The 24,627-nt window shown below is 59.9% G+C and carries 21 protein-coding genes; 7 read left to right on the top strand and 14 right to left on the bottom strand.

Annotated features, from left to right (window positions below):
- The first annotated feature begins 42 nt into the window (after positions 1-42).
- Positions 43-1,542: a GntP family permease gene (locus tag CAURI_RS04645; protein ID WP_010187491.1), complete on the top strand. Its 1,500-nt coding sequence runs from the start codon at positions 43-45 to the stop codon at positions 1,540-1,542.
- Here the strand turns inward: CAURI_RS04645 and CAURI_RS04650 are convergent.
- From CAURI_RS04650 to pth (CAURI_RS04665), 4 genes are all read right to left on the bottom strand, one after another.
- Positions 1,539-2,549 carry a CaiB/BaiF CoA transferase family protein gene (locus CAURI_RS04650; protein ID WP_010187489.1) on the bottom strand — a complete coding sequence of 337 codons (1,011 nt, stop codon included), beginning with the start codon at positions 2,547-2,549 and terminating at the stop codon, positions 1,539-1,541. The genes CAURI_RS04645 and CAURI_RS04650 overlap by 4 nt on opposite strands.
- A 76-nt stretch (positions 2,550-2,625) precedes the next feature.
- Entirely contained in the window at positions 2,626-4,257 is a 1,632-nt protein-coding gene (locus tag CAURI_RS04655; RefSeq protein WP_010187487.1) for a peptide chain release factor 3, read from the bottom strand.
- A 24-nt stretch (positions 4,258-4,281) separates the two neighbouring features.
- Positions 4,282-5,139: an SDR family NAD(P)-dependent oxidoreductase gene (locus tag CAURI_RS04660; protein WP_010187485.1), complete on the bottom strand. Its 858-nt coding sequence runs from the start codon at positions 5,137-5,139 to the stop codon at positions 4,282-4,284.
- Between the two features lie 41 nt (positions 5,140-5,180).
- Positions 5,181-5,861 carry an aminoacyl-tRNA hydrolase gene (gene pth, locus CAURI_RS04665; RefSeq protein WP_010187482.1) on the bottom strand — a complete coding sequence of 227 codons (681 nt, stop codon included), beginning with the start codon at positions 5,859-5,861 and terminating at the stop codon, positions 5,181-5,183.
- Between the two features lie 38 nt (positions 5,862-5,899).
- Here pth (CAURI_RS04665) and CAURI_RS04670 point away from each other — a divergent pair, with 38 nt between their 5' ends.
- Entirely contained in the window at positions 5,900-6,883 is a 984-nt protein-coding gene (locus CAURI_RS04670) for an NAD(P)H-dependent flavin oxidoreductase (protein ID WP_012714957.1), read from the top strand.
- A 64-nt stretch (positions 6,884-6,947) separates the two neighbouring features.
- Positions 6,948-8,402, top strand: coding sequence for a glyceraldehyde-3-phosphate dehydrogenase (locus tag CAURI_RS04675; protein ID WP_010187479.1), 1,455 nt, complete (start codon positions 6,948-6,950; stop codon positions 8,400-8,402).
- Between the two features lie 236 nt (positions 8,403-8,638).
- Here the strand turns inward: CAURI_RS04675 and ppk2 are convergent, their stop codons facing one another.
- From ppk2 to CAURI_RS04715, 8 genes are all read right to left on the bottom strand, one after another.
- Positions 8,639-9,544: a polyphosphate kinase 2 gene (gene ppk2 / locus CAURI_RS04680; RefSeq protein ID WP_010187477.1), complete on the bottom strand. Its 906-nt coding sequence runs from the start codon at positions 9,542-9,544 to the stop codon at positions 8,639-8,641.
- Positions 9,545-9,619: 75 nt separating this feature from the next.
- Positions 9,620-9,928 (bottom strand): PepSY domain-containing protein, encoded by a 309-nt coding sequence (locus CAURI_RS04685; protein WP_010187475.1) that lies wholly within the window; start codon positions 9,926-9,928, stop codon positions 9,620-9,622.
- A gap of 220 nt (positions 9,929-10,148) precedes the next feature.
- On the bottom strand, positions 10,149-11,027 hold the full coding sequence (locus tag CAURI_RS04690; RefSeq protein ID WP_010187473.1) for a fumarylacetoacetate hydrolase family protein: 879 nt from the start codon (positions 11,025-11,027) through the stop codon (positions 10,149-10,151).
- Between the two features lie 5 nt (positions 11,028-11,032).
- Positions 11,033-11,581, bottom strand: a complete 549-nt coding sequence (gene pth, locus CAURI_RS04695; RefSeq protein ID WP_012714959.1) for an aminoacyl-tRNA hydrolase — start codon at positions 11,579-11,581, stop codon at positions 11,033-11,035.
- 90 nt (positions 11,582-11,671) lie between these two features.
- Complete coding sequence (locus tag CAURI_RS04700) at positions 11,672-12,328, bottom strand: 50S ribosomal protein L25/general stress protein Ctc (protein WP_010187470.1); 657 nt, start codon at positions 12,326-12,328, stop codon at positions 11,672-11,674.
- A 204-nt stretch (positions 12,329-12,532) separates the two neighbouring features.
- Complete coding sequence (locus CAURI_RS04705) at positions 12,533-13,507, bottom strand: ribose-phosphate diphosphokinase (protein WP_010187468.1); 975 nt, start codon at positions 13,505-13,507, stop codon at positions 12,533-12,535.
- Between the two features lie 24 nt (positions 13,508-13,531).
- The gene (gene glmU, locus CAURI_RS04710; RefSeq protein ID WP_010187466.1) at positions 13,532-14,995 is read right to left on the bottom strand and encodes a bifunctional UDP-N-acetylglucosamine diphosphorylase/glucosamine-1-phosphate N-acetyltransferase GlmU; all 1,464 of its coding nucleotides are present in this window, start codon (positions 14,993-14,995) and stop codon (positions 13,532-13,534) included.
- 65 nt (positions 14,996-15,060) lie between these two features.
- Entirely contained in the window at positions 15,061-16,320 is a 1,260-nt protein-coding gene (locus CAURI_RS04715) for an MFS transporter (RefSeq protein ID WP_010187454.1), read from the bottom strand.
- Between the two features lie 70 nt (positions 16,321-16,390).
- On the opposite strand from CAURI_RS04715, the gene CAURI_RS04720 reads away from it, so the two are divergent.
- The gene (locus CAURI_RS04720) at positions 16,391-18,025 is read left to right on the top strand and encodes a multicopper oxidase family protein (RefSeq protein ID WP_012714960.1); all 1,635 of its coding nucleotides are present in this window, start codon (positions 16,391-16,393) and stop codon (positions 18,023-18,025) included.
- On the opposite strand, the gene CAURI_RS04725 is transcribed toward CAURI_RS04720, so the two are convergent.
- Both CAURI_RS04725 and CAURI_RS04730 read right to left on the bottom strand, forming a co-directional pair.
- On the bottom strand, positions 18,022-18,402 hold the full coding sequence (locus tag CAURI_RS04725; RefSeq protein WP_010187449.1) for a hypothetical protein: 381 nt from the start codon (positions 18,400-18,402) through the stop codon (positions 18,022-18,024). The two genes, CAURI_RS04720 and CAURI_RS04725, sit on opposite strands and share 4 nt — an antisense overlap.
- 371 nt (positions 18,403-18,773) lie before the next feature.
- Positions 18,774-19,184 (bottom strand): GIY-YIG nuclease family protein, encoded by a 411-nt coding sequence (locus CAURI_RS04730; RefSeq protein WP_010187447.1) that lies wholly within the window; start codon positions 19,182-19,184, stop codon positions 18,774-18,776.
- Between the two features lie 105 nt (positions 19,185-19,289).
- Between CAURI_RS04730 and CAURI_RS04735 the strand changes: the two genes are divergently transcribed.
- The 3 genes from CAURI_RS04735 (at position 19,290) to casB (ending at position 24,607) form a co-directional block, all read left to right on the top strand.
- Positions 19,290-22,100 carry a CRISPR-associated helicase/endonuclease Cas3 gene (locus tag CAURI_RS04735; RefSeq protein ID WP_010187444.1) on the top strand — a complete coding sequence of 937 codons (2,811 nt, stop codon included), beginning with the start codon at positions 19,290-19,292 and terminating at the stop codon, positions 22,098-22,100.
- Positions 22,101-22,200: 100 nt separating this feature from the next.
- Complete coding sequence (gene casA / locus CAURI_RS04740) at positions 22,201-23,946, top strand: type I-E CRISPR-associated protein Cse1/CasA (protein ID WP_010187442.1); 1,746 nt, start codon at positions 22,201-22,203, stop codon at positions 23,944-23,946.
- Entirely contained in the window at positions 23,939-24,607 is a 669-nt protein-coding gene (gene casB, locus CAURI_RS04745; protein WP_041729458.1) for a type I-E CRISPR-associated protein Cse2/CasB, read from the top strand. The genes casA and casB overlap by 8 nt, the downstream gene beginning before the upstream one ends.
- Positions 24,608-24,627 lie beyond the last annotated feature (20 nt).

Raw genomic sequence — 24,627 nt, forward strand, 5'->3', positions numbered from 1 at the left:
CGCCCTCTTGCCTCAGATGACCAAGACTGTGAGGTAGAAACGATGGTTATCTCATTCATCGGGGTGGTTCTCTCCCTGATTTTCCTCGTTCTAATGGCTTATCGCGGACACTCCGTGGTGGTTGTCGCCCCCTTCGCGGCGCTCATCGCGGTGATCTTCTCCGGAGAACCGATCCTGGCCACCTATACCCAGATCTTCATGCCGGCGGCTGGAAACTTTGTGACCAAGTATTTCCCGCTCTTCCTTTTCGGCGCTATCTTCGGCTTCCTCATGACCTCCACGGGGCTCGCTCGGTACCTAGCCCGCGGTATCACCGCGCTATTCGGGCCTAAGCGGGCGATGTTCTCGACGGTCGTCGCCACAGCCTTGCTCACCTATGGCGGTGTGTCCGCCTGGGTTGTGGCTTTTACCATCGTGCCCATCGCGACGGCACTGTTCAAGGAGTCTGGGATCCCCAAGCGGCTCATGCCCGGAGCGATTGCCTTGGGAACCATCACCTTCGCGCTGGCCGGGCTTCCCGGCTCGCCGCAGATCCACAATGCCATCCCCACGAGTTACTTCGGCACTAACGTCTACGCGGCACCGCTCTTCGGCCTCATCTCTTCCGCCATCATGCTGGCGGCCGGAACCGCCTGGCTGGAGTACCGCGTACGCACCCTGCGCGCGGGAGGGGAGACCTTCGAGCCGCTCGATGCCGACGGGAAGGTCATAGAAACGCCCGAGGGAATCGGTGATAGTGGGGAAGAAACCAGCGTAGAAATCGGCGGAGAATCTTTCGATACCAACTCCGGCGGCCGCGTGTCGACTCACGCTCGGACAGAAACTGAGCCCTCCGTCCAGGTACAGGGGCTGCTGGGGTTGGCTCCCATCGCTGTTGTCATCGTGGTGAACTTCGCCATGGTCTACGGGGTGTCGAAAGTGCTGGATACGTCTTACCTGGGCGAAGAGAAATACGGCGAGACCAACCTTGATGCGCTGTTGGGAATCTGGTCGCCGACGGTTGCTCTGGCCTGCGCGGTGTTCGTCATCGTGGCGATGTTTCCCAAGCGGGCCGCCGAGTCCGTCAAGGAATTCTCCGATGGAGCTAAGAACGCTATCCTGCCGTGCCTGACCACGGCCTCGGAGGTTGGCTATGGCGCGGTGATTGCCGCACTGGCAGTCTTTAGCGTGGTCAAAAGCAACATGATGGGCATCTCCGATAATGCATTGGTGGTCTCCACGGTGTCTACTGCCGTCATTTCCGGTATTACCGGCTCCTCTTCGGGTGGTCTATCCATCACGATGCAGACCCTGGGTGATCAGCTCGCCCAGCTAGCGACGGAACAGGGTATTAGTCTTGAGCTGATGCACCGCGTGACCGCGATGGCCTCGGTGTCCTTCGATTCCATGCCGCACAATGGTGCGGTACTCACCATGTTGATTGTGTGCGGCATGACGCACCGCCTGTCCTATAAGGATGTTGCCGTGGTGACCATCGTTATTCCGCTGGCAACGCTGGCGTTGATGCTTGGCATCAACGTGCTGATCCCGGGCCTGAGCTAGAGGAAACGCGGGGCCGGACCCGGCTCCGTGTGCCCCTCGGCGGAAACATAGGTGTTACGCGCTGTAAGGTGTGGGTGTTCCAAAACATCCTCGGGGGAGACAACCTCGGTGACACAGGCATCGCCGCCGCGGAAGATATCGATCCACTCCGCTTGGGTCTTCTCCGCAAACCGTCGCGCGATGATCTCCTTCATAGCTGGCCAGGCGGAGCGATCATTCTGCTCGTATTGGCCCAGTTCCTCTGTGAGGCCTAAGCCTTCCACCATGAGTTCATAAAATTGCGGCTCAATGGCACCGGCGGCCATCCACTGATCATCAGCCGTGCGGTACACGCTATAAAACGGGGCACCTCCGTCTAGAAGGTTGGTCCCGCGGTCCTGCCACTGGCCTTCGGCGCGGAAGGCATGCAGCATGGCGGTGAGGTTGGCAGCGCCATCAACAATAGCGGCATCCACCACACAGCCCCGACCGGTATTCTTCGCCTGCAGCACGCCCGCTAGTAGGCCTGTCACCAGGTACATCGAGCCGCCGCCAAAGTCCCCGAGGAAGTTGACCGGCGGAACGGGAGCACCATCGCTGCCCGCGATGGGGTGCAGAGCACCGGAGACCGCGATGTAGTTGATGTCGTGGCCGGCGGTGTGGGCGAGCGGGCCGGATTGGCCCCAGCCGGTGATGCGCCCATAGACCAGCGCCGGGTTTATCTCTTGTACCTCTTCCGGACCTAGTGCTAAGCGCTCGGCCACGCCGGGGCGGAAGCCCTCGATGAGGATGTCCGTGGTGGTGAGGCGCTGACGCAGCTTGTCGACGTCTACCGGGTCCTTAAGGTCCACCTCCAGAACTTCTTGTCCGCGGTAGAGGATGCTGTGCGGGACCACGGCGGGAGGGTTTCCTGGGCGGACCACGCGGGTGACCTGTGCCCCCATATCCGCAAGCATCATCGCGGCAAAGGGGCCGGGTCCGATGCCGCCGAGGAAGAGGACGGATAGTCCGGTGAGGGGAGAGCTCATGGTGACCTACCTAACGGTGTACGAAACTTGTGTTAATCGTACCGTTGGGTGGGTCACTCAACAAGGGGCTGAATAGTTAATCCGCCACGAGTGTTTCGATGGTGAGCTCCGGGTGCTCCTTCTCAATGAAGGCCAGCTTCCACTTATCGCCAAAGAGCGCGATGAGCTCGCCGTCGCTGCGGGTAAAGATCTCCACGCCGCGCTGGCGGCCCAGCTCGGGCGCAGACTCGGCGTCGGTGCGGCGCGCCACCGAGTAGGGGATGGGCTCGGTGATGGTTTCCACGTTGTATTCGACCTCCATGCGGGCTTGCATGACCTCGAACTGCATGGGGCCCACCGCGGCCATGACGGGGGCGGCATCGCCACGTGTATCGTTGCGCAGAATCTGGACCACGCCTTCCGCTGCCAGCTGATCCAAGCCCTTGCGGAAGGCCTTGTAATCACCCAAAGACTTCGCGCGCAGGATGCGGAAGGACTCCGGTGCGAACTGCGGCATGGGCTTGAACTGCACCTTCTTTCCGGTGTAAATCGTGTCACCAGGAGCCAAGGAACCGGCATTGACCAAGCCGACGATGTCACCCGGGTACGCCGAATCCACGGTGTCACGCGTGCGGCCAAAGACCGTCAGCGCATACTTGGTGGAGAAGCTGCGACCGGACTGCGCATGGTTGACCTGCATGCCGCGCTCAAACTCACCGGAGACCACGCGCATGAAGGCCAAGTTATCGCGGTGCTTGCGGTCCATGCCTGCCTGCACCTTGAAGATGACGCCCGAGAACTCATCGGTGACCTCACGGACCTCATCGATGGCGGAGGTAGCGGCCTCGATGGCCTGCGGATCCGAATCGCGGGAGCGCGGAGCCGGGGCGATGGCGCACAGGGTATCCAGAATCTGGTGCACGCCGAAGTTCAGCATCGCGGAAGCGAAGATGAGCGGGGAGGTCACGCACTGCTCAAAGAGCTCCTGGTCATGAAGGGCGCCGTCCGCGGCCAGCAGCTCTGCCTCTTCCACGGCCGTTTCCCAGGCTTCCTCTTCCTTCGCGGCGGCCTCGTCGGGGGAGTAGTGCTCCTCCGGGGCGATGGTGGAACCACCGGCGGTGCGCAGGAAGTGCACGTACTCGTCGGCTTCACCATCATCATTAATGTGGGCTAGACCGCGGAAGTCGCCGGCGATACCCACCGGCCAGTACAGCGGGGTGGGCTGTAGCTGGATTTCGTTGATGATTTCATCGACAAGCTCCAGCGGTTCCCGTCCTACGCGGTCCCACTTGTTGATCACCGTGATGATCGGCAGGCCACGGGCCTTACACACGCGGAAGAGCTTGAGGGTTTGGGGCTCGAGGCCCTTGGCGGCGTCGATAAGCATGACGGCGGCATCCACCGCCGTGAGCACGCGGTAGGTATCCTCCGAGAAGTCCGCGTGGCCCGGGGTATCCACCAGGTTGATCATGTAGGGCTCGCCCTCATGGCCCTCGGGCGCGTACTCGAACTGCAGGGCGGAGGAGGCCACGGAAATGCCGCGCTCCTTCTCCATCTCCATCCAGTCAGAAACCGTGGACTTGCGGTTGCCCTTGCCGTGCACCGCGCCGGCTTCGTTGATGACGTGCGCGTGCAGCGCCAGCGCCTCCGTCAGCGTGGACTTACCAGCATCCGGGTGGGCGATGACGGCGAATGTGCGGCGGCGGGAAGCTTCGGAGGCAATACTCATGCGGGCTAGTTTAGCCTCTGGCTCCTACCACTCCACATTGAGCTGGCGGCCCAGATCATCAAAGATGCGCCGGGCCACGGAGAGCTTCTTCGCAATCGGCCGCTGCAGGCCTGGCTTGCGCTTCTGGTTGTAGTACTCGCCGGAGTTGAAATGGATGCCCGGGGTGCCGCTGAGGAAGTAGGCCAAGTTCTCACCGCCCTTGTCCGCTTTGCCCAAGACATATTGAGCCGCAGCGGTCGAATAGAGCTTGCTCGTCCTACTCGTTGAGTTATGCCCGAAGCCAGTATTTAATATGCCCGGGTGAAAGGCCACGGAGGTCAGCCCGTGGGAGTCGAGGTAGCGGGTCAGCAGGATATCGCCCAACTTGGCGTTGCCATAGGCGCGCTCGGCGCTGAACTTTTCAAAGGTGTTCGGGTCACCGGGATCGAAAGCGGAATAGAGCATGTTGGCCAACGAGGCGGTCTGCACCACAGTGGCGTTGCTGGCCCGCAGCGTATCGCGCAATAGGGAGGTCAGCAGAAACGGGGCCACGACGTTGATCTGCCACGTGCGCTCGAAGCCATCGGCGGTGGCAAAAGGGCCGTCGAACATGCCGCCGGCGTTATTGCCCAAGGCATCGATCTGCGGGTATTGGCTCAGCTCCTCGGCGAGCCGGCGCACCTGGCCCAAAGACTCATAATCGGCCACATGAAAGTCAGCGCCGATCTCCTCGGCCACAGCCTGCGTCTTCTCCGGATTGCGGCCTACCAGAACCAGCGAATCCTGCGGGCGGCGCTGGTGAAGGATACGGGCAGCGGCCGCGCCCACGCCGCTAGAAGCGCCGGTAATGACGACCGTTCGTGGGGCATGGTCGGATGGCAGGCTGTGGCTCGTGCGGCTCATACTTGGACAGTGTAGGACGTTGAGCGTGGGCGCGCCGGGGTTTATTTCGACCGGGAATGGATTTCCTGCTGGGCCTTGTTGAGGCCCTCAGCCACGATGAGGCGTGCGGCCTCGGCGGCGGTGGCGATGGTGGAATCGAGCTCAGCGCTGGCGTCGACAGGCGCGAGCACCCAGTCTGGAATGGAACCACCCTTCGGCGGGCGTCCGATACCGATGCGCACGCGCAGATAATCGCGCGTGCCCAAGCGCTCGCTCAGCGACTTCAGGCCGTTGTGGCCGTTCTCGTTGCCGCCTTTCTTAATGCGTACCTTGCCAGCGGGCAGGTCAAGCTCATCGTGGATGACGATGATGTTCTCTGCCGCAACCCCTAGCTGCGCGGCCAAGGGTGCAATGGGATCGCCAGAGAGATTCATGTACGTATGTGAGCGCAGCGCCACGACCTTCGTGCCCCCAAGCTCGAGCTGCGCCGCGCTGAGTTGGTGCCCCGTGACAGGCTCGAGCATGTCACCAGATTTGGCGAGGAGATCATCCACTGCCATGTATCCCACATTGTGGCGGGTCGCGGCGTATTTCGCGCCGGGATTACCCAAACCCACGATGAGCCACTCGGCGCTTAAATCCGCCGGGTTTAATCCGGGGGTGGCGGCCTTCTTTGCTTTCCTATTCGGTGCTTCGTCGGCGCGGCCAAAGAGGCGGGTGAAAAAGTCACGGATGGCAGACACAACTACTCCCTTGATGGTTTTCTTTAGGCTGGGGAACCATGAGTCAACTTCTTGAGACTATCACTTGCCCCGTCCTACCTGCCCCGATGGCGGGCGGGCCCACCACACCTGAGTTGGTCGCCGCCGCCGACGCCGCCGGTTCCTTTAGCGCGCTGGGGCTGGGAACCTGCTCCGTCGACGTCGCGCGGGAGACCATCGCTGCATGTGCCGGCACGCGCTTCGGGGTCAATATCTTTCACCCGCAGCGCGCGCTGACCGAAACGGAACTCGCAGCTGCGCAGTCCCTCGCTGCGGAAGAAGGCGTTGTGCTTGGCGACGTCTCCCTCAACTTCGGCTGGCAGGACAAGCTCGAGGCCGCGGTGGAGGGTGGGGCAGCGGTGCTCTGGTCGATGTTCGGCGTCTTTAGCGAGGAAGAAGTCGCGCGCATCCATGCCGCTGGGGCAGAGGCGTGGACCACGGTCACCACCCCCGAGGAAGCGCAGGCTGCCACCGCGCGTGGTGTCGATGTGTTGTGCGCGCAGGGCCCTGAAGCGGGCGGGCACCGCGGCGTGTGGGACCCGAGTGCGGAACCCGACCAACGTCCGCTTGAAGAACTCGTCGCGGCGGTCCACCAGGTCACGGACCTTCCGCTCATTGCCGCGGGTGGACTGCGCACGGCGGAGGACATTGCCACGGCCCTGGCCTGGCCGGGGGTAAAAGCAGTCAGCTGTGGTTCTGCCTTCCTGCTCTCCGAGGAGTCGGGGACGAGTGAACACAACCGGGGACTTCTGCGCCGCGGCGGGAAAACCGTGTCCACCCGCGCGTTCTCCGGGCGCTACGCCCGCGGGCTGGAGACCGCCTACACACGGGCACACCCGAAACTGCCTTTGGTCTACCCCTATCTCAACGCACTGCTGAAACCTCGCCGTGCCCAGCTCGACGCCGACGTGGACTATTGCCTCGTAGGTGTCGATGTAATGAAACTTCGCGGGGGTAGTGTGGCGGAGATCCTCGCTCAACTACACCCAAACGGGCATGAATAAGGGTTAATATTTACGGATGGACAGAGTTTTACACCCTTTTTGACGAGTAAAGGATACAAAGCACGTGACTTCGAACGCGCACATTGGGCACGAGGATTGGAACGAGCGCCTGGAGCTGGCCCAAGAGATGATCCCGCTCATCCACCAGCTGCACCGCAACAACAACGTTGTCACCTCGATCTACGGCCGCCTGCTCATCGGCGTGACCGACATCGACATCATCAAGGCGCACCGCTACGCCCGCCGCATTGCTGAGCGCGAGCTTTCCACCGCAGAGACCCTGCCTATTCTCAAGGAACTGTGCTCGATGAACCTGGGCACCGCCTCCATTGACCTGGGCCGTCTGGCCACCGGCTTCGAGGAGTCCGGCTCCGATAACCTGCGCAACTACCTCGAGGAGACCCTCGTGGATCTCGTCGGCGCTGCTGTGGATAAGGAATCCACCGACGTTGTCCTCTACGGCTTCGGCCGCATCGGCCGCCTGCTGGCCCGCATCCTCATTGCCCGCGAGGCTGCTTACGGCGGCGTGCGCCTGCGCGCCATCGTCGTGCGCAAGAAGGGCGACATGGATATCTTCAAGCGCGCCTCCCTCCTGCGCCGCGACTCCGTCCACGGTGCCTTCAACGGCACCATCGCTGTCGACGAGGAGAACGAGGTCATCTGGGCCAACGGCACCAAGATCCAGATGATTTACGCCAACGACCCGGCGGACATTGACTACACCAAGTACGGAATCGACAACGCCATCGTCGTTGATAACACCGGTGTGTGGCGCGACCGCGAGGGCCTGTCCCAGCACCTGCAGTCCAAGGGTGTGGCTCGCGTGCTGCTCACCGCTCCGGGCAAGGGCGACCTGAAGAACATCGTCTACGGCATCAACCACGGCGACATCGAGGACTCCGACCAGATCCTCTCCGCCGCATCCTGCACCACCAACGGCATCACCCCGGTGCTCAAGGTCATCAATGACCGCTACGGCGTAGTTCACGGCCACGTCGAGACCGCACACTCCTTCACCAATGACCAGAACCTCATCGATAACTTCCACAAGGGTGACCGTCGCGGCCGCGCAGCTGGCCTGAACATGGTGCTCACGGAGACCGGTGCGGCCAAGGCCGTGTCCAAGGCCCTGCCGGAGTTTGAAGGCAAGCTCACCGGTAACGCCATCCGCGTTCCCACCCCGGACGTTTCCATGGCCGTGCTCAACCTCGAGCTGGAGAAGGAAGCTGACCGCGACGAGGTCAATGACTTCCTGCGCAACGTTTCCCTGCACTCCGACCTGCGCCAGCAGATCTCCTACATCGCCTCCCCGGAGGTTGTGTCCTCTGACTTCGTGGGCTCTACCCACGCTGGTGTGGTCGATAGTCTCGCCACCATCTCCTCCGGCAAGCACCTCGTGCTCTACGTGTGGTACGACAACGAGTTCGGCTACTCCAACCAGGTCATCCGCATCGTTGAGGACATCGCCGGCGCCCGCCCGGTGGTGTACCCGAAGCGCGTTGACGTATCTGAGCTCTAAGCGCTAGGAAACCTAACACCGCCCTCGCTGCATGGCGTGGGCGGTGTTTCGCTGTTTTAGGCTCCTGCTCGGCGTGTGACCTTGCTTTGGCAGGATGCTTCAAACGCGAAACTGCCCGATCTGACAAAAGTAGAGGCTGGGATTGAAAAATCCGGGCTACTTTCGTCAGTTAGGGCAGTGTGCAACGAGTGGGGTGGTTATGCCTGCCGGAAATTTAGGAGAAGTCTGCGGAAGAACTACTTCTTCTTTTTGTCCTTCTTGGACTTCTTTTTCTTGCCCTGCTTCTTGCCGGAGCCGTCGCCGTTGACCTTGGCACGCTCCAAGTCGGCAGCGACATCCGGAACGTAGGCAAAGTCGTTGCGCGGTGGGCGGACGTATTCAGCTTCGAGCTCGGGGCGGTTCGGGATCTCAGGTACGTCCTGCTCCACGTGCTGGTAGGGAACCGTCTTGAGGATGTGGTTGATCACGTTGATGCGTGAGCGCTTCTTATCTTCAGACTCCACCGTGTACCACGGGGAAGACGGGGTATCCGTATGGACGAACATCTCATCCTTGGCACGCGAGTAGTCTTCCCAGCGGGTGATGGACTGCAGGTCCATGGGGGAGAGCTTCCAACGGCGCAGCGGATCATTGCGACGGGACTTGAAGCGTGCGAGCTGCTCCTCGTCAGAGACAGAGAACCAGTACTTGAGCAGGATGATGCCATCTTCGATGAGCATGTGCTCCAGCAACGGAGCCTGGTGAAGGAAGCGCACGTATTCTTGCTGGGAACAGAAGCCCATGACACGCTCCACGCCGGCGCGGTTGTACCAGGAACGGTCGAAGATGACGATCTCGCCGGCGGTGGGCAGCTTCTCAATGTAGCGCTGGAAATACCACTGGCCCGCCTCGCGGTCGGTGGGCTTCGGCAGCGCCTCGATGCGGCAGGTACGCGGGTTGAGGTACTGCGTAATGCGCTTGATGGCGGAACCCTTGCCGGCGGCGTCGCGGCCCTCCATGATGATGACCACGCGGGCGCCGGTCTCAACGACCCACTGCTGCATCTCGACGAGCTCTGCTTGGAGGCGCTTGAGCTCGTCCTCATAGGCTTGCTTATCTAGCTTCGGCGGCTTGGTGGCAGACTTCTTAGACTGTGAACTCATACCTCTAAATTTACCGCTTAGCTGGGAGAATACCTAACCGCGGGGGTTAGGTAAGTGGGGCGAATTGGGAGGTATTTAGTCAACCTCGTGTTGCGTCACCGCGCCGCTGGCGGCGTCGACGCCGAGTTCATGTTCCTGGCCATTAGCCTTGAATTCAATCTCCCAGTGCGGGCCCTTGCCGTCGTCACCATCGTCGTAGTCGACTTCCTTCTCCGTGACGGCCTGGGCATCAACGCCGGCATGGGCTAGAGCTTTCTCGAATGCTTCATCGCCGGTGAGCTTCCCAGAATCCACTGCATTTCCGGCGTCTCCGACAGCAGCCGTGTCTGCAGGCTGCTGAGCGTCATCCGCATCCGTGCCCGTCGCAACGGCTGTTTCCGTCACGGTTTCCACAGACGCGGGAGTCGGCGTCGGGGCGGGTCGGCCTCTTTATCTGAAGAGCACGCAACCAGCGCGGTGCTGGCGCATAGTGCGAGGCCGGCGGCGGTGAAGCGGGAGCGAAGAGTCATTTGGGCTCATCCTTCTTGGTCGGTCGGGCACGTGTGGTGCCCCACCCTAACGAAGCCTGTCAGTTTTCGCTGAAGATCCTGGATACGACGGAATGTTAACGGCCGTGACAGGTACAGTCTTCGCCGCAGCCCCCGGCAGCGGGAGGTTCGCCGAAGCGCGTGGTGTTCTCAATCGCCCCGAGTCCATCGATGCTGATGCGGGTCACGCAACCGTCGCCAAGCATTGCGTCCTCACCGCGCGCGAAGCCCACGCCTTCCGGGGTTCCGGTGGCAATAACATCGCCCGGATTCAGAGGGTAAAGGGAGGAGCAGAACGCGATGAGCTCGGCGACGGAGAAGATGAGGTCATCGGTGTTATCGTCCTGGCGGACCTCACCATCGACGGTCGTGACTAGCCGCGCTGCCTTGCCCGGGGCCCATTCATCTGCGGTGGTTAGCCACGGCCCGAAGCCGGCGGTGCGGTAGAAGGACTTACCGGCGTGGAACTGCGTGGTGGCCCGCTGATAATCGCGCAAAGTGTAGTCATTCATGATGGCGTAGCCAGCCACGTAATCCAGCGCATCTTTCACGCTCACCCGGTGCGCACGGCGGCCCATGACCACGGCGAGCTCTCCTTCATAGTCCAGTTTCTTCGTGGCATAGTCCGGGACATAGACGTCATCGAAGGGGCCTGTCAGGGCTTCTGGAAATTTGATGAAGAGCGTGGATTGTGTGGGAAGTTCGCGCCCCATCTCCCGGGCATGCTTGGCATAGTTAACGCCAACACAGATGATCTTTCCTGGATTCGGGATGACGGGGGCGAGGTCGGAATCTTCAAAAACCACGGGCTCACCGGAGAGCTGCGCAGCTTTGTGCCAATCGGGGCTGGCGAGCAGTTCTCCTACGTCCTCATAATCCAGCTCGGTGCCCACGTTGGGGCCGTCGATCCGGATAGCGCAGGTTCCAAAACTGGTGCGGAGAGTAGCGAGCTTCATGCCGGCTAGTCTAACGCGCGAAGAATCTCATCGACCGCATCAGCGCAGATGATGGGAATCTCCTGGGCTTCCTGTTTGTTCCACGGTTTGAGCACAAATGCAGCCGGATCCATGCGGCCAGGTGGGCGGCCGATGCCCACCGAAAGTCGCTGATAGTCCTTCGTGCCCAGGGATTTTGTGGTGGAGCGTAGGCCATTGTGCCCATGGTCCCCACCGCCGAGGCGTCGTTTGATGGTGGCAAAGTCGAGCTCCAGCTCATCGTGGACAACGATGATGTGATCATGTGGAACGTTGAAGTATTGGGCGAGGGCCTTGATGGGTCCGCCCGACAGGTTCATAAAGCTGCGCGGCTTGGCGACGATCACCTTGGCGTCTCCACGCCGCGCTTCGGCGACATCCGTGTTTGTCTTCTTATGAACGGAAAAGGAAGCGAACAGCTCGTGGGCTAGTTCATCAGCCACGTCAAAGCCGATGTTGTGGCGGGTACCGGTGTACTTCGGTCCGGGGTTTCCTAGGCCAACGACGAGAAAGGGAGAAGAAGTCACGCTGCCCATTCTAAACAGCGCAAGGGCGAAAACGGCGAACCGCGCCCGTCCCCAGAAAGCTGGGGGCGGACGCGGTGCGTTAGATAGGTGAGGGGAGGTTTACTCCTCGTCCTTCTTCTCCTCGGAAGCGGACTCATCGGCGGACTCGGCGCCAGCCTCAGCGCCACCTTCCTCAGCAGCCTCAGCGGCAGCCTCGACGTCCTCATCAACCTCCGGCTCGGAGATGGAGACGATGACGGTGTCTTCCTCGGCGGCAAGGGTGGTGCCCTCCGGCAGGGAAACCTCGCCAGCGGTGACCACGGTGCCGTCCTCGAGGCCCTCGATGGACACGACGATCTCTTCCGGAATGTTGAGCACGTCTGCCTCGACCAGGAGGACGTCGGCATCCTGGATAAACATGAGGCCCGGAGCCGGCTCGCCCTCGAGGACAACCGGAACCTCGACCTCAACCTTCTCGCCACGCTTAATGGAGAGCAGGTCGATGTGGTCGATGTTGAAGGTCAGGACGTTCTGGTCAATGTGCTTGACCATGACCAGGTGCTGCTCGCCCTCGAGCTCCAGCTCGAACACGGCGTTGACGCCGTGGTTACGGACCAGTGCGGTCATTTCCAGGCGGTCAACGGCGAAATGCAGAACGTCGACGGCGTGGCCGTAGACAACGCCCGGGATCTTGCCTGCAGCGCGCAGACGGCGAGCGAAGCCCTTGCCGAACTCAGAACGGACCTCAGCCTTAAGAACTGGACGGGTGTTAGCCATGTGAAATCTCCTTGAAGTATTAGGTGCGGCGAGGGCATTTAAACCGTATAGATACGACAAAAGCCTGCCGATGGACGTCTTGGACGAGTCATCGCAGGCTTAATACAAGATTCACTGCTTAACTTGTGCTATCGCGTCGATAACGGATTTCTCCCTCGCCGAGACGCACAAGATTTTAGCAGCAGCGTTGTCGCAGAACCAAATCTAGTGAGTCTCGAAGAGGGTGGTCACGGAACCGTTCTCGAAGATCTCGTGGATGGTGCGAGCCAGCAGCGGGGCAATGGATAGGACCGTGAGGTTGTCCCAGCCCTCGGTGGACTGCGGCAGGGTATCGGTGGTGATGACCTCGACAGCACCGCACTCGGACAGGCGCTCGCGGGCCGGGTCGGAGAAGACACCGTGGGTACATGCAATAACCACGGACTTGGCGCCGGCTTCCTTGAGCACGCGGACAGCGCCGGCAATGGTGCCGCCGGTATCAATCATGTCATCGAGCAGGATGCAGTCCTTGCCCTCGACGTCACCGACGACGCGGTTGGACACCGTTTTGTTGGCCTCGGTATTGGAGCGGGTCTTGTGAACGAAGGAGAGTGGGGCGTCGCCAAGCTCGTGTGCCCACTTCTCCGCCACCTTCACGCGGCCGGCGTCGGGGGAGACCACGGCCAGGTTGTCCATCGGGTACTTGGACTTGATGTAGTCGGTCAGGATCGGCATCGCGTGCATGTGGTCGACCGGGCCATCGAAGAAGCCCTGAATCTGGTCGGTGTGCAGGTCCACGGACACGATGCGGTCGGCACCGGCCGCAGCCAGCAGGTCCGCCACCAGGCGGGCGGAGATAGGCTCGCGGCCCAGGTGCTTCTTGTCCTGGCGTGCGTACGGGTAGAAGGGCAGGATGGCGGTAATACGCTTAGCGGAGCCGCGCTTGAGCGCGTCAATCATGATGAGCTGCTCTACCAGCCACTTGTTGAGCGGCTGGGTGTGGGACTGCATCACGAAGCAGTCTGCACCACGGACGGACTCCTCGAAGCGAATGAAGATCTCACCGTTGGCGAAATCGCGGGCGGTGGTCGGAACCAGATCGGTCTTGAGCTCCTTGGCCACAGCCTCAGCCAACGCCGGGTGAGCGCGCCCGGTGAAGAGCATCATGTTCTTGCTGCTGCCGGTAACCTTGCCAGTCATCAGTAGATATCCCTTTACTTGTCGTTAGTTAGTGGTCTGGTCGTTAGCCTTGGCGTCCTGTGCCTTGCCGGCGGCTTCTGCTGCCGGCGTGCCCGGACGCTTCTTTTGCACCCAACCTTCGATGTTGCGCTGCTTGCCGCCGGAGACCGCGAGCGCTCCCGGGGGAACGTCGTCCTTAATTACTGTACCCGCACCAGAGTAGGCGCCATCACCGACGGTAACGGGAGCGATGAACATGGTGTCCGAACCGGTACGCACGTGGCTGCCGATGGTGGTGTGGTGCTTATTTACGCCGTCATAGTTGACGAAGACGGAGGAGGCACCAATGTTGGAGTAGTCACCCACGGTGGCATCGCCGATATAGGTCAGGTGGGGAACCTTGGTACCGCGGCCAATCTGGGTCTTCTTCGCCTCGACGAAGCCACCCAGCTTGCCTTCTTCACCCACGATGACGCCGGGGCGGATGTAGGTGAACGGGCCAATCTGCGCATTGCTGCCAATGACCGAGTCGAAGCCGTGCGTGCGCACCACGCTGGCGCCTGCTCCGACCTGTATATTGGTCAGGGTGGTGTCGGGGCCAACCTCGGCGCCATCGGCGATGGTCGTCGCACCCCACAGCTGGGTATTGGGGTGAATGACAACGTCCTGGCCAATGGTCACGTTGACGCCGATCCAAGTGGTATCGGGATCAACGATGGTGGTGCCGCCGCGCATGGCTTCCTCGACCATGCGGCGGTTGAGAAGGCGGCCGGCCGCGGCCAATTGCACGCGGTCGTTGACACCGGAGAGCTCCTCCGGATCGGCAGCGACGTGCGCTCCGACGCGGTGGCCGGCCTCGCGGGCGATCTCCAGTACATCGGTGATATAGAGCTCACCCTGGGCGTTATCGGAGTTGAGCTTCGTCAGGGCGTCACGAAGCACGGCGCCATCGAATGCGAAGACGCCGGAGTTGACCTCGCGCACCTTTCGCTGCTCCTCAGAGGCATCCTTCTGCTCCACGATGGCGGTGACAGATCCATCATCGGCGCGCAGCACGCGGCCGTAACCGGTGGGATCCTCCAGAGTCATGGACAGCACAGTCACGGCGTTAGCTTCGCCGGTGTGGGCCTCATGCAGCTGACGCAGGGTCTCCGGGCGCAGCAGGGGAACGTCACCGTTAGTCACGATGACGGTGCCATCGAACTCAGGCAGTGCACTCAGGCCGCACTGGACGGCGTGGCCGGTACCGTTCTGCTCCTCCTGGACGGCCTGGGAGACCGCGCAGTCTAGCTCCTCGGAGATGGCATCGACGGCGGGGGAGACCTGGTCGCGCTGGTGGCCCACGACGACCACGAGGTGCTCCGGGTTCAGGCCAGCGGCTGCGTGGAGGGCGTGGCCGAGAAGTGACCTCCCGCCAATCTCATGCAACGTCTTTTGGGTTGAGGATTTCATGCGGGTACCTGCGCCTGCGGCAAGGACGATGGCAGCGCAGTTCGTTACTTCAGCCACGAGTGTGTGCTTCTCCTGTGATTGGGGATGTCAGGACTTACTTTTTTCATCATAACGCCTGCGTTCTATTTTTCGCGTGAGACCTCCGGAAGTGCGCGGGCACGCCAGGCTCCGAACAGCCCAGTGCAGGCCAGGAACAGGATAGCCGCCGAGGGTCCGGCCAGCGCGATCACGGCGGAAATGCCACCGATTACCAACAGAATGACGCCCATCATGGTGTTCGCAGCCCCGACGTAGCGGGTGCGTTTATCTTCACCGGCCATGTCCACCACATAGGTCTTGCGCGCCACGCGAATGGCAGTGTGCGCCAGGTTGACCAGGAAGAAACCGAGGGGCAGTGCCCACATGCTCACCTCTGTAGGCGCCCAGGTGGCACAGGCGACGATGGCCAGCAGGATGATCGCCGCGGTAGCCGCGCCCCAGGACATGACCAAGCGCGAAGACTTATCCGACAGCACACCGGATACCCTGCCTCCCACGAGACTGGCCAAGCCCGAGGCCAAGACGAAGCCACCGAGCCCACTCAAAGCCTGCGAGCCGATGCTCTGCGAAAGCACCACGATGAAAGAAGTAGACAGGGCGGACACCAAAAGCAAGGCACGAACGTTGACGAAGCTGCGGAAGCGGGAATCCTGGGTGTACAGCTTCCAGGTGTCCGTCCACCAGCTGCGGTTCAGGCCTTTCTGACCGGCGTCATCCGGCACCGGCTCCTCGATGGTGCGGAAGACTGCTGCCGCCAAGAACCACGTGGCCGCACCGATGGCCAGCATCACCGCCAAACCCCAGCGCGGGAGCTCACCTAGTACGGCGAGGATGACGCCAGTAATAAGGGTGACCGCGCCACCGAGCTGCGTGGCCCGACCAGTCACCACTCCGCGGTGGCCCTTGGAGATAGTGCGGCCTTGCACGTCCTTTCCGGTCAGCGAACACAGCGCGCGCAGCACGGCAAGCGCGGCAAGCGCGAGGCAGATGATGAGGCCGAGGAGGGGGCCTTCGACAAGCCCGGCAGCCGCCGCGATAATCGCCGCGCACAGGCCCTGACCCACCGAGCCCAGCACCCACAGGCGCTTGCGGGCTGGATTGGACACGACCCAAGGGGTCAGCGCCGCCTGCGGGAGCATGGAACCGGACTCACGCAAGGGCACCAGCAGGCCGGTGAAGAAGGCTGGGACCCCAGCCACGCTAAACAGCCAGGGCAGGACCGTCTTGCCGGAGAGCAGTTGATCGCCCACGCCCTGCAGGCCATTCGACCAGACGAAGCGGCGGGCATTGGCGGACTCTTCGGACGATGAGGAGCCTTGGGAGGTTGCAGAACGCGAAGCCATGACTGTGATCTTAAGCCCGGCTCGCTCCAATCCGGGGTCTAAGGTTCACCTGATCTCTATCCTGGGAGGCATGTCTATCTCCGCTCGCCCCACAGTGTCTCGCCGTATTTTCGTCCAGGGTTCCGTGCTGACTGTTGCCGGGGCCGCAGTGATGGGGTTGAGCGCCTGCTCCACCTCGGGGTCGAAGAATCAGCCGGAGCCACTGGGCTACGACAGCGAGCCGCGCGCCCTGCCTATCCCGCCCGTGGAGGAAGGAGAGGTCGTCGACGGCACGCGCGTATTCAAACTCACCGCCCAAGATGGCTACTCGGAGATCCTCCCCGGCAACGACCGCACGCGGACGTGGGGCTTCAACGGCGCCTTCTTAGGCCCCACACTGCGTGCTCGGCGCGGTGAGAAAGTCCGCGCGGAGATCACCAACGACCTCATCGAGATGACCACGGTGCACTGGCACGGCATGAAGCTACCGGCCTATTCGGATGGCGGCCCGCACTCGCCGATTGAGGTGGGCAAGACCTGGAAACCCGAGTGGGAGATCATCCAACCCGCGGCCACGCTGTGGTACCACCCGCACCCGCACATGGCCACGGCCACGCATGCCTACCGCGGGTTGGCGGGCATGTTCCTCATTGATGACGATGTGGCCGATGGCCTGGACCTGCCACAGGATTACGGCGTGGACGACATCCCGGTAGTCATCATGGATGCCAAGTTCACCGATGACGGGCAGATTGATGAAAAGAGCGATAACACCTTGGGGCTTCTGGGGACTACGCCTTTAGTCAACGGCATCACCAATGCGCGCTTCGACGCCACCACGCGCCGGGTTCGCCTGCGTCTGCTCAACGGTGCTTCGATGCGCTTCTACACGCTGGAGCTGAGCAACGGACCCTTCCACGTCATCGCCACGGACACGGGGCTTCTCGATGCCCCCGTGGAAGTCGACTCCCTCTTCCTCGGGCCCGGCGAGCGTGCCGAAATCATCGTGGACCTGGAGCCCGGGAAGGAAGTCCAGCTGCGCTCGGTGCCGCGCAAGGATAATTTTGGGGTGCCCAAGGACAAGGATGCGGCCGACTTCGGCTTCCAGGATTCCTTCGACCTGCTCACCATTTCCGGGCCGGAAGAGTCCGCGCCGGAGCCACCCGCCCTGCCGGAAACGCTGGACCCCGCCGCGGCGAAAACCCCGTCCACGGAGGGGCTTGAAGAGCGTGAGTTCGTGCTTAACACCTTCATGATCAACGGTGAGCAGATGGACATGGCCCGCGTGGATACCGTCATTGATCACGACGCCCCGGAAATCTGGACCGTGACCAATGAGAACTCTGACTGGCCGCACAACTTCCACATCCACAACGCCCGCTTCAAGGTTCTGGAGTGGGACGGCGATGAGAAGATGGATGTCTTCAACTCCGGGTGGAAGGACATTGTCAACCTGCCACCGAAGGTCACCGCACGCCTGTTAGTGGAGTTCGGTCATTTCCCAGACAAGACCATCCCGTACATGTACCACTGCCACATGCTGCTGCATGAGGACGAGGGAATGATGGGGCAGTACGTCATGGTCAACAAGGGCGAAAAGCCCGACGTGCGCGTCAAACCCGCCGCCTTAGTCTTCGAGCAAATCGCCACCGCCCACTCCGCCCACGCGGGCCAGGTAGTGGACTCCTCCCGCAGCCCCTATGCGACGCCGGAGGCGAAGGCTTAACCGTTCACGATTTTCTCGTAGGCACGGCCGACGAGCGCCGAGCTGTGCCAGCGGCGGAAGAGGTTGGACGGGCGGTTGCGCATCAAGGTGACCGCGAATTTGCGAGCGTCAGAGATCACTTCTGGTCCAAGGGCTTTGAAGGTTTCCTCTAATTGGCCGATGGGGAAATAGAACGCTTCGACTGACGTGACTTCGTATTCATAATGCATGACTAGATGACGAGGAGAGTTGCTGATCCAGATTGCGTCAGGTTCTGCATCCCAATCGATGCCTTCACTGGGGAGCAGGTTGAAGAATCCTGTGCCCAGGGTAAAGCTGTCGCGGAATGTTGGTTCTAGGTCCGGAATGTGATCGAGAATATTGTTTCGTGGAAACACGAGAAACTCGAGTATCCCTGTGTTGAGGGTGGCGTATCGGCCACCTGCGGTTGAAGGATAGTCCGACAACGTCCAGTAAGTTTTCTCTGTTTCTGGCGCGACAGGGATGATGTGCCCGAGGGTGAAGGCGATGTCTTTGATAACGGCTTGAGCAACTTCAGGTGGTGTGTTCTTTTCCAGTTTTGTTGGTCCCGATGCTTCGGCAGCCGCAACAAAAGCTGCGTGGTCAGGCGGTAAAGGATCCCAATCCCCAAGAACCCAGTGCTTTTGCTCAGTGACGGTTACGACTAAATCCAGCGGGCTGGGGCCTTCGGAGGCCAGTACACCGCTGCGATTCCTGAGTAAGACACCGGCAGAGAGTTGGCTCTGGATTACTTGTTTTTAAGGATGTCCAGCTCCAAAGACGGTGCGGGCGCAAATGATAGTGCTACGACATCGCCCCAGGATTCATGATGGTTGGAGCCATGCGTGTGGTTTCTGAACCGCTTGACGACGTCGATGGATTGGCCCACGTACTTGGTGCCATTGTCGAACTCGATGACGTAGATTCCGCATCGCTCATTGGCGGGGAAGATAGGACCGATGGGTGTGTTGGAGTCAAGCTCCAAGCGCTTGAAGTCAAGGGGAGAGGCCATGTTGACAACGTAGACGATACCTGGGCCCAGCGCTCGCAGATTGGGTGTTCCAGATAAAAGAAAGCCCCGCTGACGCGGGGAGGTGATGGTGTTAAGCATCAGCAAGGGCTCATCCCAGCAGCGCAGGGAAGTTAAATGGCCCGTCATGAAGCCTACATTGCGATTGTTAAAGAACAATTTTCAGAAAACAATGAACTTGCTAATGCTATAGATGCTATGCTCGTCTTAAACCACTTCTTGTGAAGGATGATCATGGAAAAGACCGCTGGACAGGGACCGAACTCAAGTTTAATTCCGGACCGGACACGTGATTTTTGCCTTAGGGCTGATGGCTGGGCACGCGAGCGTAGTCCGCAAGCTCAAAGTTTGTGGGCGAAATCCGGTAACGCCATGGATTTTTTGACGTTGCCGCAGCATATGGTGGACTCGGCATGTGCCGCCTCTTTCTTGTATAACTCCTGGTTAGCAGCTTCGGTGAAGCGCTATCTTGCAGGAGAACTGGGGATCGATGAGGTAGGGGTTGAGTCGCTATATGTGTGGCTTGCGGGGTGTCATGACATCGGAAAAAGCGTAAAAACTTTCCAGCGTCTACTCCTGGAAAGTGATAAAGCCCATCTCGTGCATGCCGTCTCAGATGCAGGTTTAGATATCGACCTCAGTGTTGATGAGGCTAACTTTGACAAGCTCCCGCATGGCGTTGCATCGGGTGAAATCCTCTCGCAATGGTTATGCGCGCGAGGTGTTCGCCTCCCAAAAGCTAACGCATTGGCGGCAGTGGTTAACGCCCATCACGGTATTGCGAATAAACCTTCTACACAGGTGCGCGCCCTTATTGAGGAGTACCCCGAATCGTGGAAGCGCGTGCACAAAGAATTGCTCGACGCGATGACGGAACTCTGTGGTGCTGACTCGGTGATTGAGATAGTTGGGCGTGGCAACAAGCTGCATCAAGGTGTGGCGGAAATCCTCACTGGGCTTGTGGTGATGGCGGACTGGATGGCTTCTAATGAGCACGCGTTCACGCTGCACGTGAGTGGAACGCAGCTTGAGCGGGTCGAGGCAGCTGCCGCAGCTATCGACGTAACGATGCCTTGGGAACCTGAAAAAGGGGACTGGCGGGATATCGACGCTCACTTCCGGTGCTCGTTTGACTGGCCGGAGGAGTATTGTGCCCGGCCGGTGCAGCGTGCGGTCGTAGAGGCAGCGCAACAGCTGGAAGGACCAGCGCTTGTTGTTATTGAAGCCGAGACTGGGGTTGGGAAGACTGAAGCAGCCCTTGCTGCCGCAGAAATCTTGGGGGCTAACAGTGCAGCGCAAGGAGTTTTCTTCGCGGCGCCGACCATGGCAACGGCCAACGGATTGTTGGAGCGCACGATCGAATGGGCTTCGAACAACAGCGTTGACTCGGTGAAAAGTATGTACCTTGCCCACTCCAAGAACGTTCTTTCGGAGCCGTACCGGCAGCTGAAATTCTCGCAAATTGGTAAAGACTCCGGGGAAGGTGGGGGAGTCATTGCATCGCAGTGGATGTCTGGACGGCGGCTAGGGCTGTTGTCCAATTTCGTTGTAGGTACCGTGGACCAAGTTCTGATGATGGCGTTGCAGCAGCGCTTTCACATGCTGCGGCACGTGGGGCTGGCGGGAAAAGTCATCATCTTCGATGAGGTGCACTCCTTTGATGTTTACACCAGTGACTACCTCCAAAGAACCATTGAGTGGCTTGGTTATTACGGTGCCAGCGTCATTCTCATGTCAGCGACGCTTCCGCCAGACAAGCGACGATCACTGGTGCAGGCATACTCCTGTGCTTCCTGGCCGGATGAGGAACCTATTGGGTATCCACTGCTAACACTCGCAACACGGGATTCCGTGGAGTTTCACTCGGTACCGCCAATGCCGACGAACTTAGAAGCGCGCATCGAGTACCTAGACGATGATGTGGAAAAGCTCGTTACATTTGCGGAGCAGTACCTCGACAAAGGCGGCTGCGCGCTCATTATTTGCAATACGATTGCCCGCGCACAAGAGGCATATCGCGTGCTAGAAGGCGTTTATGGCGACGAGGTCCAGCTGCATCATGCCGGTTTCGTTGCATGGGAGCGCGTAGCGAAAGAAGATGCACTGCGCGAGGAACTCGGACCGGATTCTCACCGGGGAAGTGGGCGTCCACAGCGCAAGATTGTGGTCGCAACCCAAGTGGCGGAGCAAAGCCTCGATATTGATGCTGATGTTCTCGTCACGGATATCGCACCGATGGATCTCATTATTCAGCGTATCGGACGATTGCATCGCCATACGCGCCCAGCCACCGATCGGCCCGAAAAGCTACAACAGCCACGAGTGATAATCCGCGGGATCCTCAAGCGCCAACCTGTCCCTGAGTTTGATTCGGGAGCCGAGTTTATCTACGGCCAAACCCTTCTTCTATCGACGTACGCGATGCTTCCAGAAGTCTTTCATCGCCCCGACGATATCGAGGGGCTTGTCCGAGCAGCCTATGACAAGAACTTCACGCCGCCGGTGGAGTGGGACGAGGTATGGGAGAAAGCTCAGGCGCAAAATCTGTTTGCTGAAGATAGCGCGCACTCGAAATCGTCGACTTTTCGACTGCCTAGCCCTCGGAGACGAACCAGCTATGATGCTCTTTTCTCGCAACTCATCAGCGATGACGCAGCATCGGGTGATGAACGCGGAGCTGCTCAAGTCCGAGACGCCGAACCTTCGGTGGAAGTCATTCCTATTAGGAGTACCGAGTACGGGTATCAGCCGTGGGGCGTTGAAGAAGAAGTACTTGATGGCACTGAGCTGTCCTACAACGTTGCGTTCCATTTGGCTTCGAGCACAGTCCGTCTGCCAACCCGTATGACGAGGTGGGAATCTGATTTCGAGGCGGTTGTCAGCACTTTGGAAGAAGCTACGCCGGCACAATGGCGTTCTCACTTCCTATTGAGGGGACAACTGGCGTTGCCGCTGGACGAATCTGACACCGCACAACTTGGGCGCTTTACCGTGACCTATTCCTCCAAGCTGGGAATCGAAATTCTTAGCGACGGGAGAAAGTGAATGTCCATCGACCTTTGTACTCTGAGGGCACCTCCTCTCAGAGGCTCCTCTACGACAATCAACAACCCACAACAAGACAAAGAAAGGAGGTGAAAGAAGAATGACTGACACCTCAACGTTTAACCTTCTCGATGAGCCATGGATCAAGTGCATGGATGGTACCAATCAGCCTGTAAGTTTGAGCATCCGCGATATCTTTTCTGGACGCGGTGACGCTTACAAAGTCGTTGGAGACTCACCAACCCAGGATTACGCGGTGCTTCGTGTGCTGCTAGCTATTTTTTGGCGGGCACATGCTCTAGAACTTGTAGAAAGCTACGCGGACGATAACTGGGAAGACTTCGATTGGCCGGAATGGTTCGATGAGCTGCGTGAGCAGCTTGTGAATGAGAAGCGCGACGACGTGGTCCTTGAATACCTCGATGGCTACGAAGATCGGTTTGATCTTCTTTCACCAAGTGCTCCCTTCATGCAAGTCGCTGACCTGCATACGAAGTCTGGAGCAACCCGACCAGTATCGTTCATTGTTCCGGAAGCCGCCGACGATTTCTTCACCATGCGCACAGCTGAAGGGCGAGAATCGCTAGCCCTTGATGAGGCGGCTCGGTGGCTCATTCACACTCAGGCGTTTGATTTCTCGGGCATTAAGTCAGGAGCGGAAGGGGACCCGCGCGTCAAAGGAGGCAAGGGATACCCCATCGGAACCGGTTGGACCGGACGCACTGGCGGCACGATTATCCTAGGCGAAGGTGGGATTCTTGAGACTCTGATTCTCAATACCCCGCCGTCAGCGGTCTTGGATTCCCAAGAAGGAGGAGCTGTGAGCGCGGATACTCCCGTCTGGGAACGAGAACCCGACACCGCAGCACAGCGACCGGGATCAAGTGATGACATAGGCGCCGTCCCACACGGTGCGGTCGATCTCGCGACTTGGCAGGCACGGCGTATTCGTCTCTTTTTCGAAGGCGACCGTGCGGTTCAAGTATTGGTATCTAACGGCGACCGTATTCCAGATGCAGGAAAGAACGTCATGGGCGATCCCATGACCCCTTACCGCTACAGTCCGAATCAATCGAAGAAGGGGACACCTGCATATTATGCTCGCCCCTATGACCCGACGCGGACAATGTGGCGAGCGCTCGATGCATTGATCGCGTTGGAGGATGACCCCGGATTCGATAACGGAAAGAACAAAGCTCCTAAGCGGCCGAGGAACCTCTCCAACCTGGCGGCTCTCGAAGCGGATGGGTACTTGGACAAGAGCCTTCTCGATCTCGCATTGGTGTCGATGGAGTACGGCCCGCAGGAGTCGTCCGTGGCCTCGACGTTTATCGCCACGATAGGTTTGCCACTCGTCGTACTGCGTGCCGATGAAACTGGACGCAAGGTGCGCAATGCCGTACGTACCTCCGCTGAGAAAACTGGCAAAGCTGCAATCAGCCTCGGCTGGTTTGCCGGTCAGTTGCTCGTCGCCGCTGGCGGTGACTATGAATTCGGAAGCAGTACTGCTGACCGTTTCTATGCTCGTCTTGAACCGCTCTTCCTGACATGGATGACAGGGTTGATCTCTGACAACGCTGAGGAATGGCAGATTGATTGGCAAAAGCAGGTCCGCGAACAGGTGCTTCGTGATGCCCGCGAACTTCTTCGTGGTGCTGGAACAAAGGCCATCGTGGGCAGAGAAGTCGACGCCGGAGACAGCGGCAAGGGACGAATAGTTTCAGCCGGCTCGCTCTACCGACAACTGCATCGAAGGCTCGATAAAGACCTACCGTTGACGACTTCTCTCACCATCCCAGGCACAGGTGCCTCTGGAAACTCACACGAGGATGACTCCGATGACTAACACTTCAACTAGCACTGATTACCCGAGCACGTCGACAGGGCCAACCTTGCGCCAAGCAGTTGCTCGGACTGCGAACGACCTTCAATTTGCTATCTTGCGCTCGCCAAACCATTCGCAAAGTGCACAGGCACGCGCAACGCTTGCGAGACTTCGCAAATATGCTTCCGTGCCCCTCAACGACCAACCTCTAGCTCTAGAGGAAGTTCTGCTGATCCTTCATCCGCCTCTTAGCGAGAAGGAACTCGGCAGAGGAAACGCTCCTTCAGCGTCGGAGTCTGCAGCATTTCATGCCCTCGTCATGTTTGGCATTCACATGCAAAGTGCGACGACTGACGCCCACGTTGAAGGCCAAAGCTTTGCCCGTGCATGTGGCCGCTTTTTTGCACAGAGCGAATCGCAGTCCACAAAGCCCCGCTTCGATGCCATGCTCGTTTCACGCGATGAAGCATCCCGATTGATCCATATCCGCTCGCTCATCACGCTGCTTCGCGGCGCAAAGATTGGCTTTGACTATGGGCAATTCGCACAAGACCTCAGAATTCTCAGCGCTCGGACCTCCACCCAAGCTGATCAGGATCGCCGTCAAGGGGTTCTCTTGAGGTGGGGTCGTGATTTTGCCACTGGTGCTTTTGTCAAGAGCACGAAAGCTACTGAATCCTAAAACAACAATCTTGAACTGAA

Origin of the sequence: Corynebacterium aurimucosum ATCC 700975 (assembly GCF_000022905.1) — a bacterium.
Classification (GTDB): Bacteria; Actinomycetota; Actinomycetes; order Mycobacteriales; family Mycobacteriaceae; genus Corynebacterium; species Corynebacterium aurimucosum_F.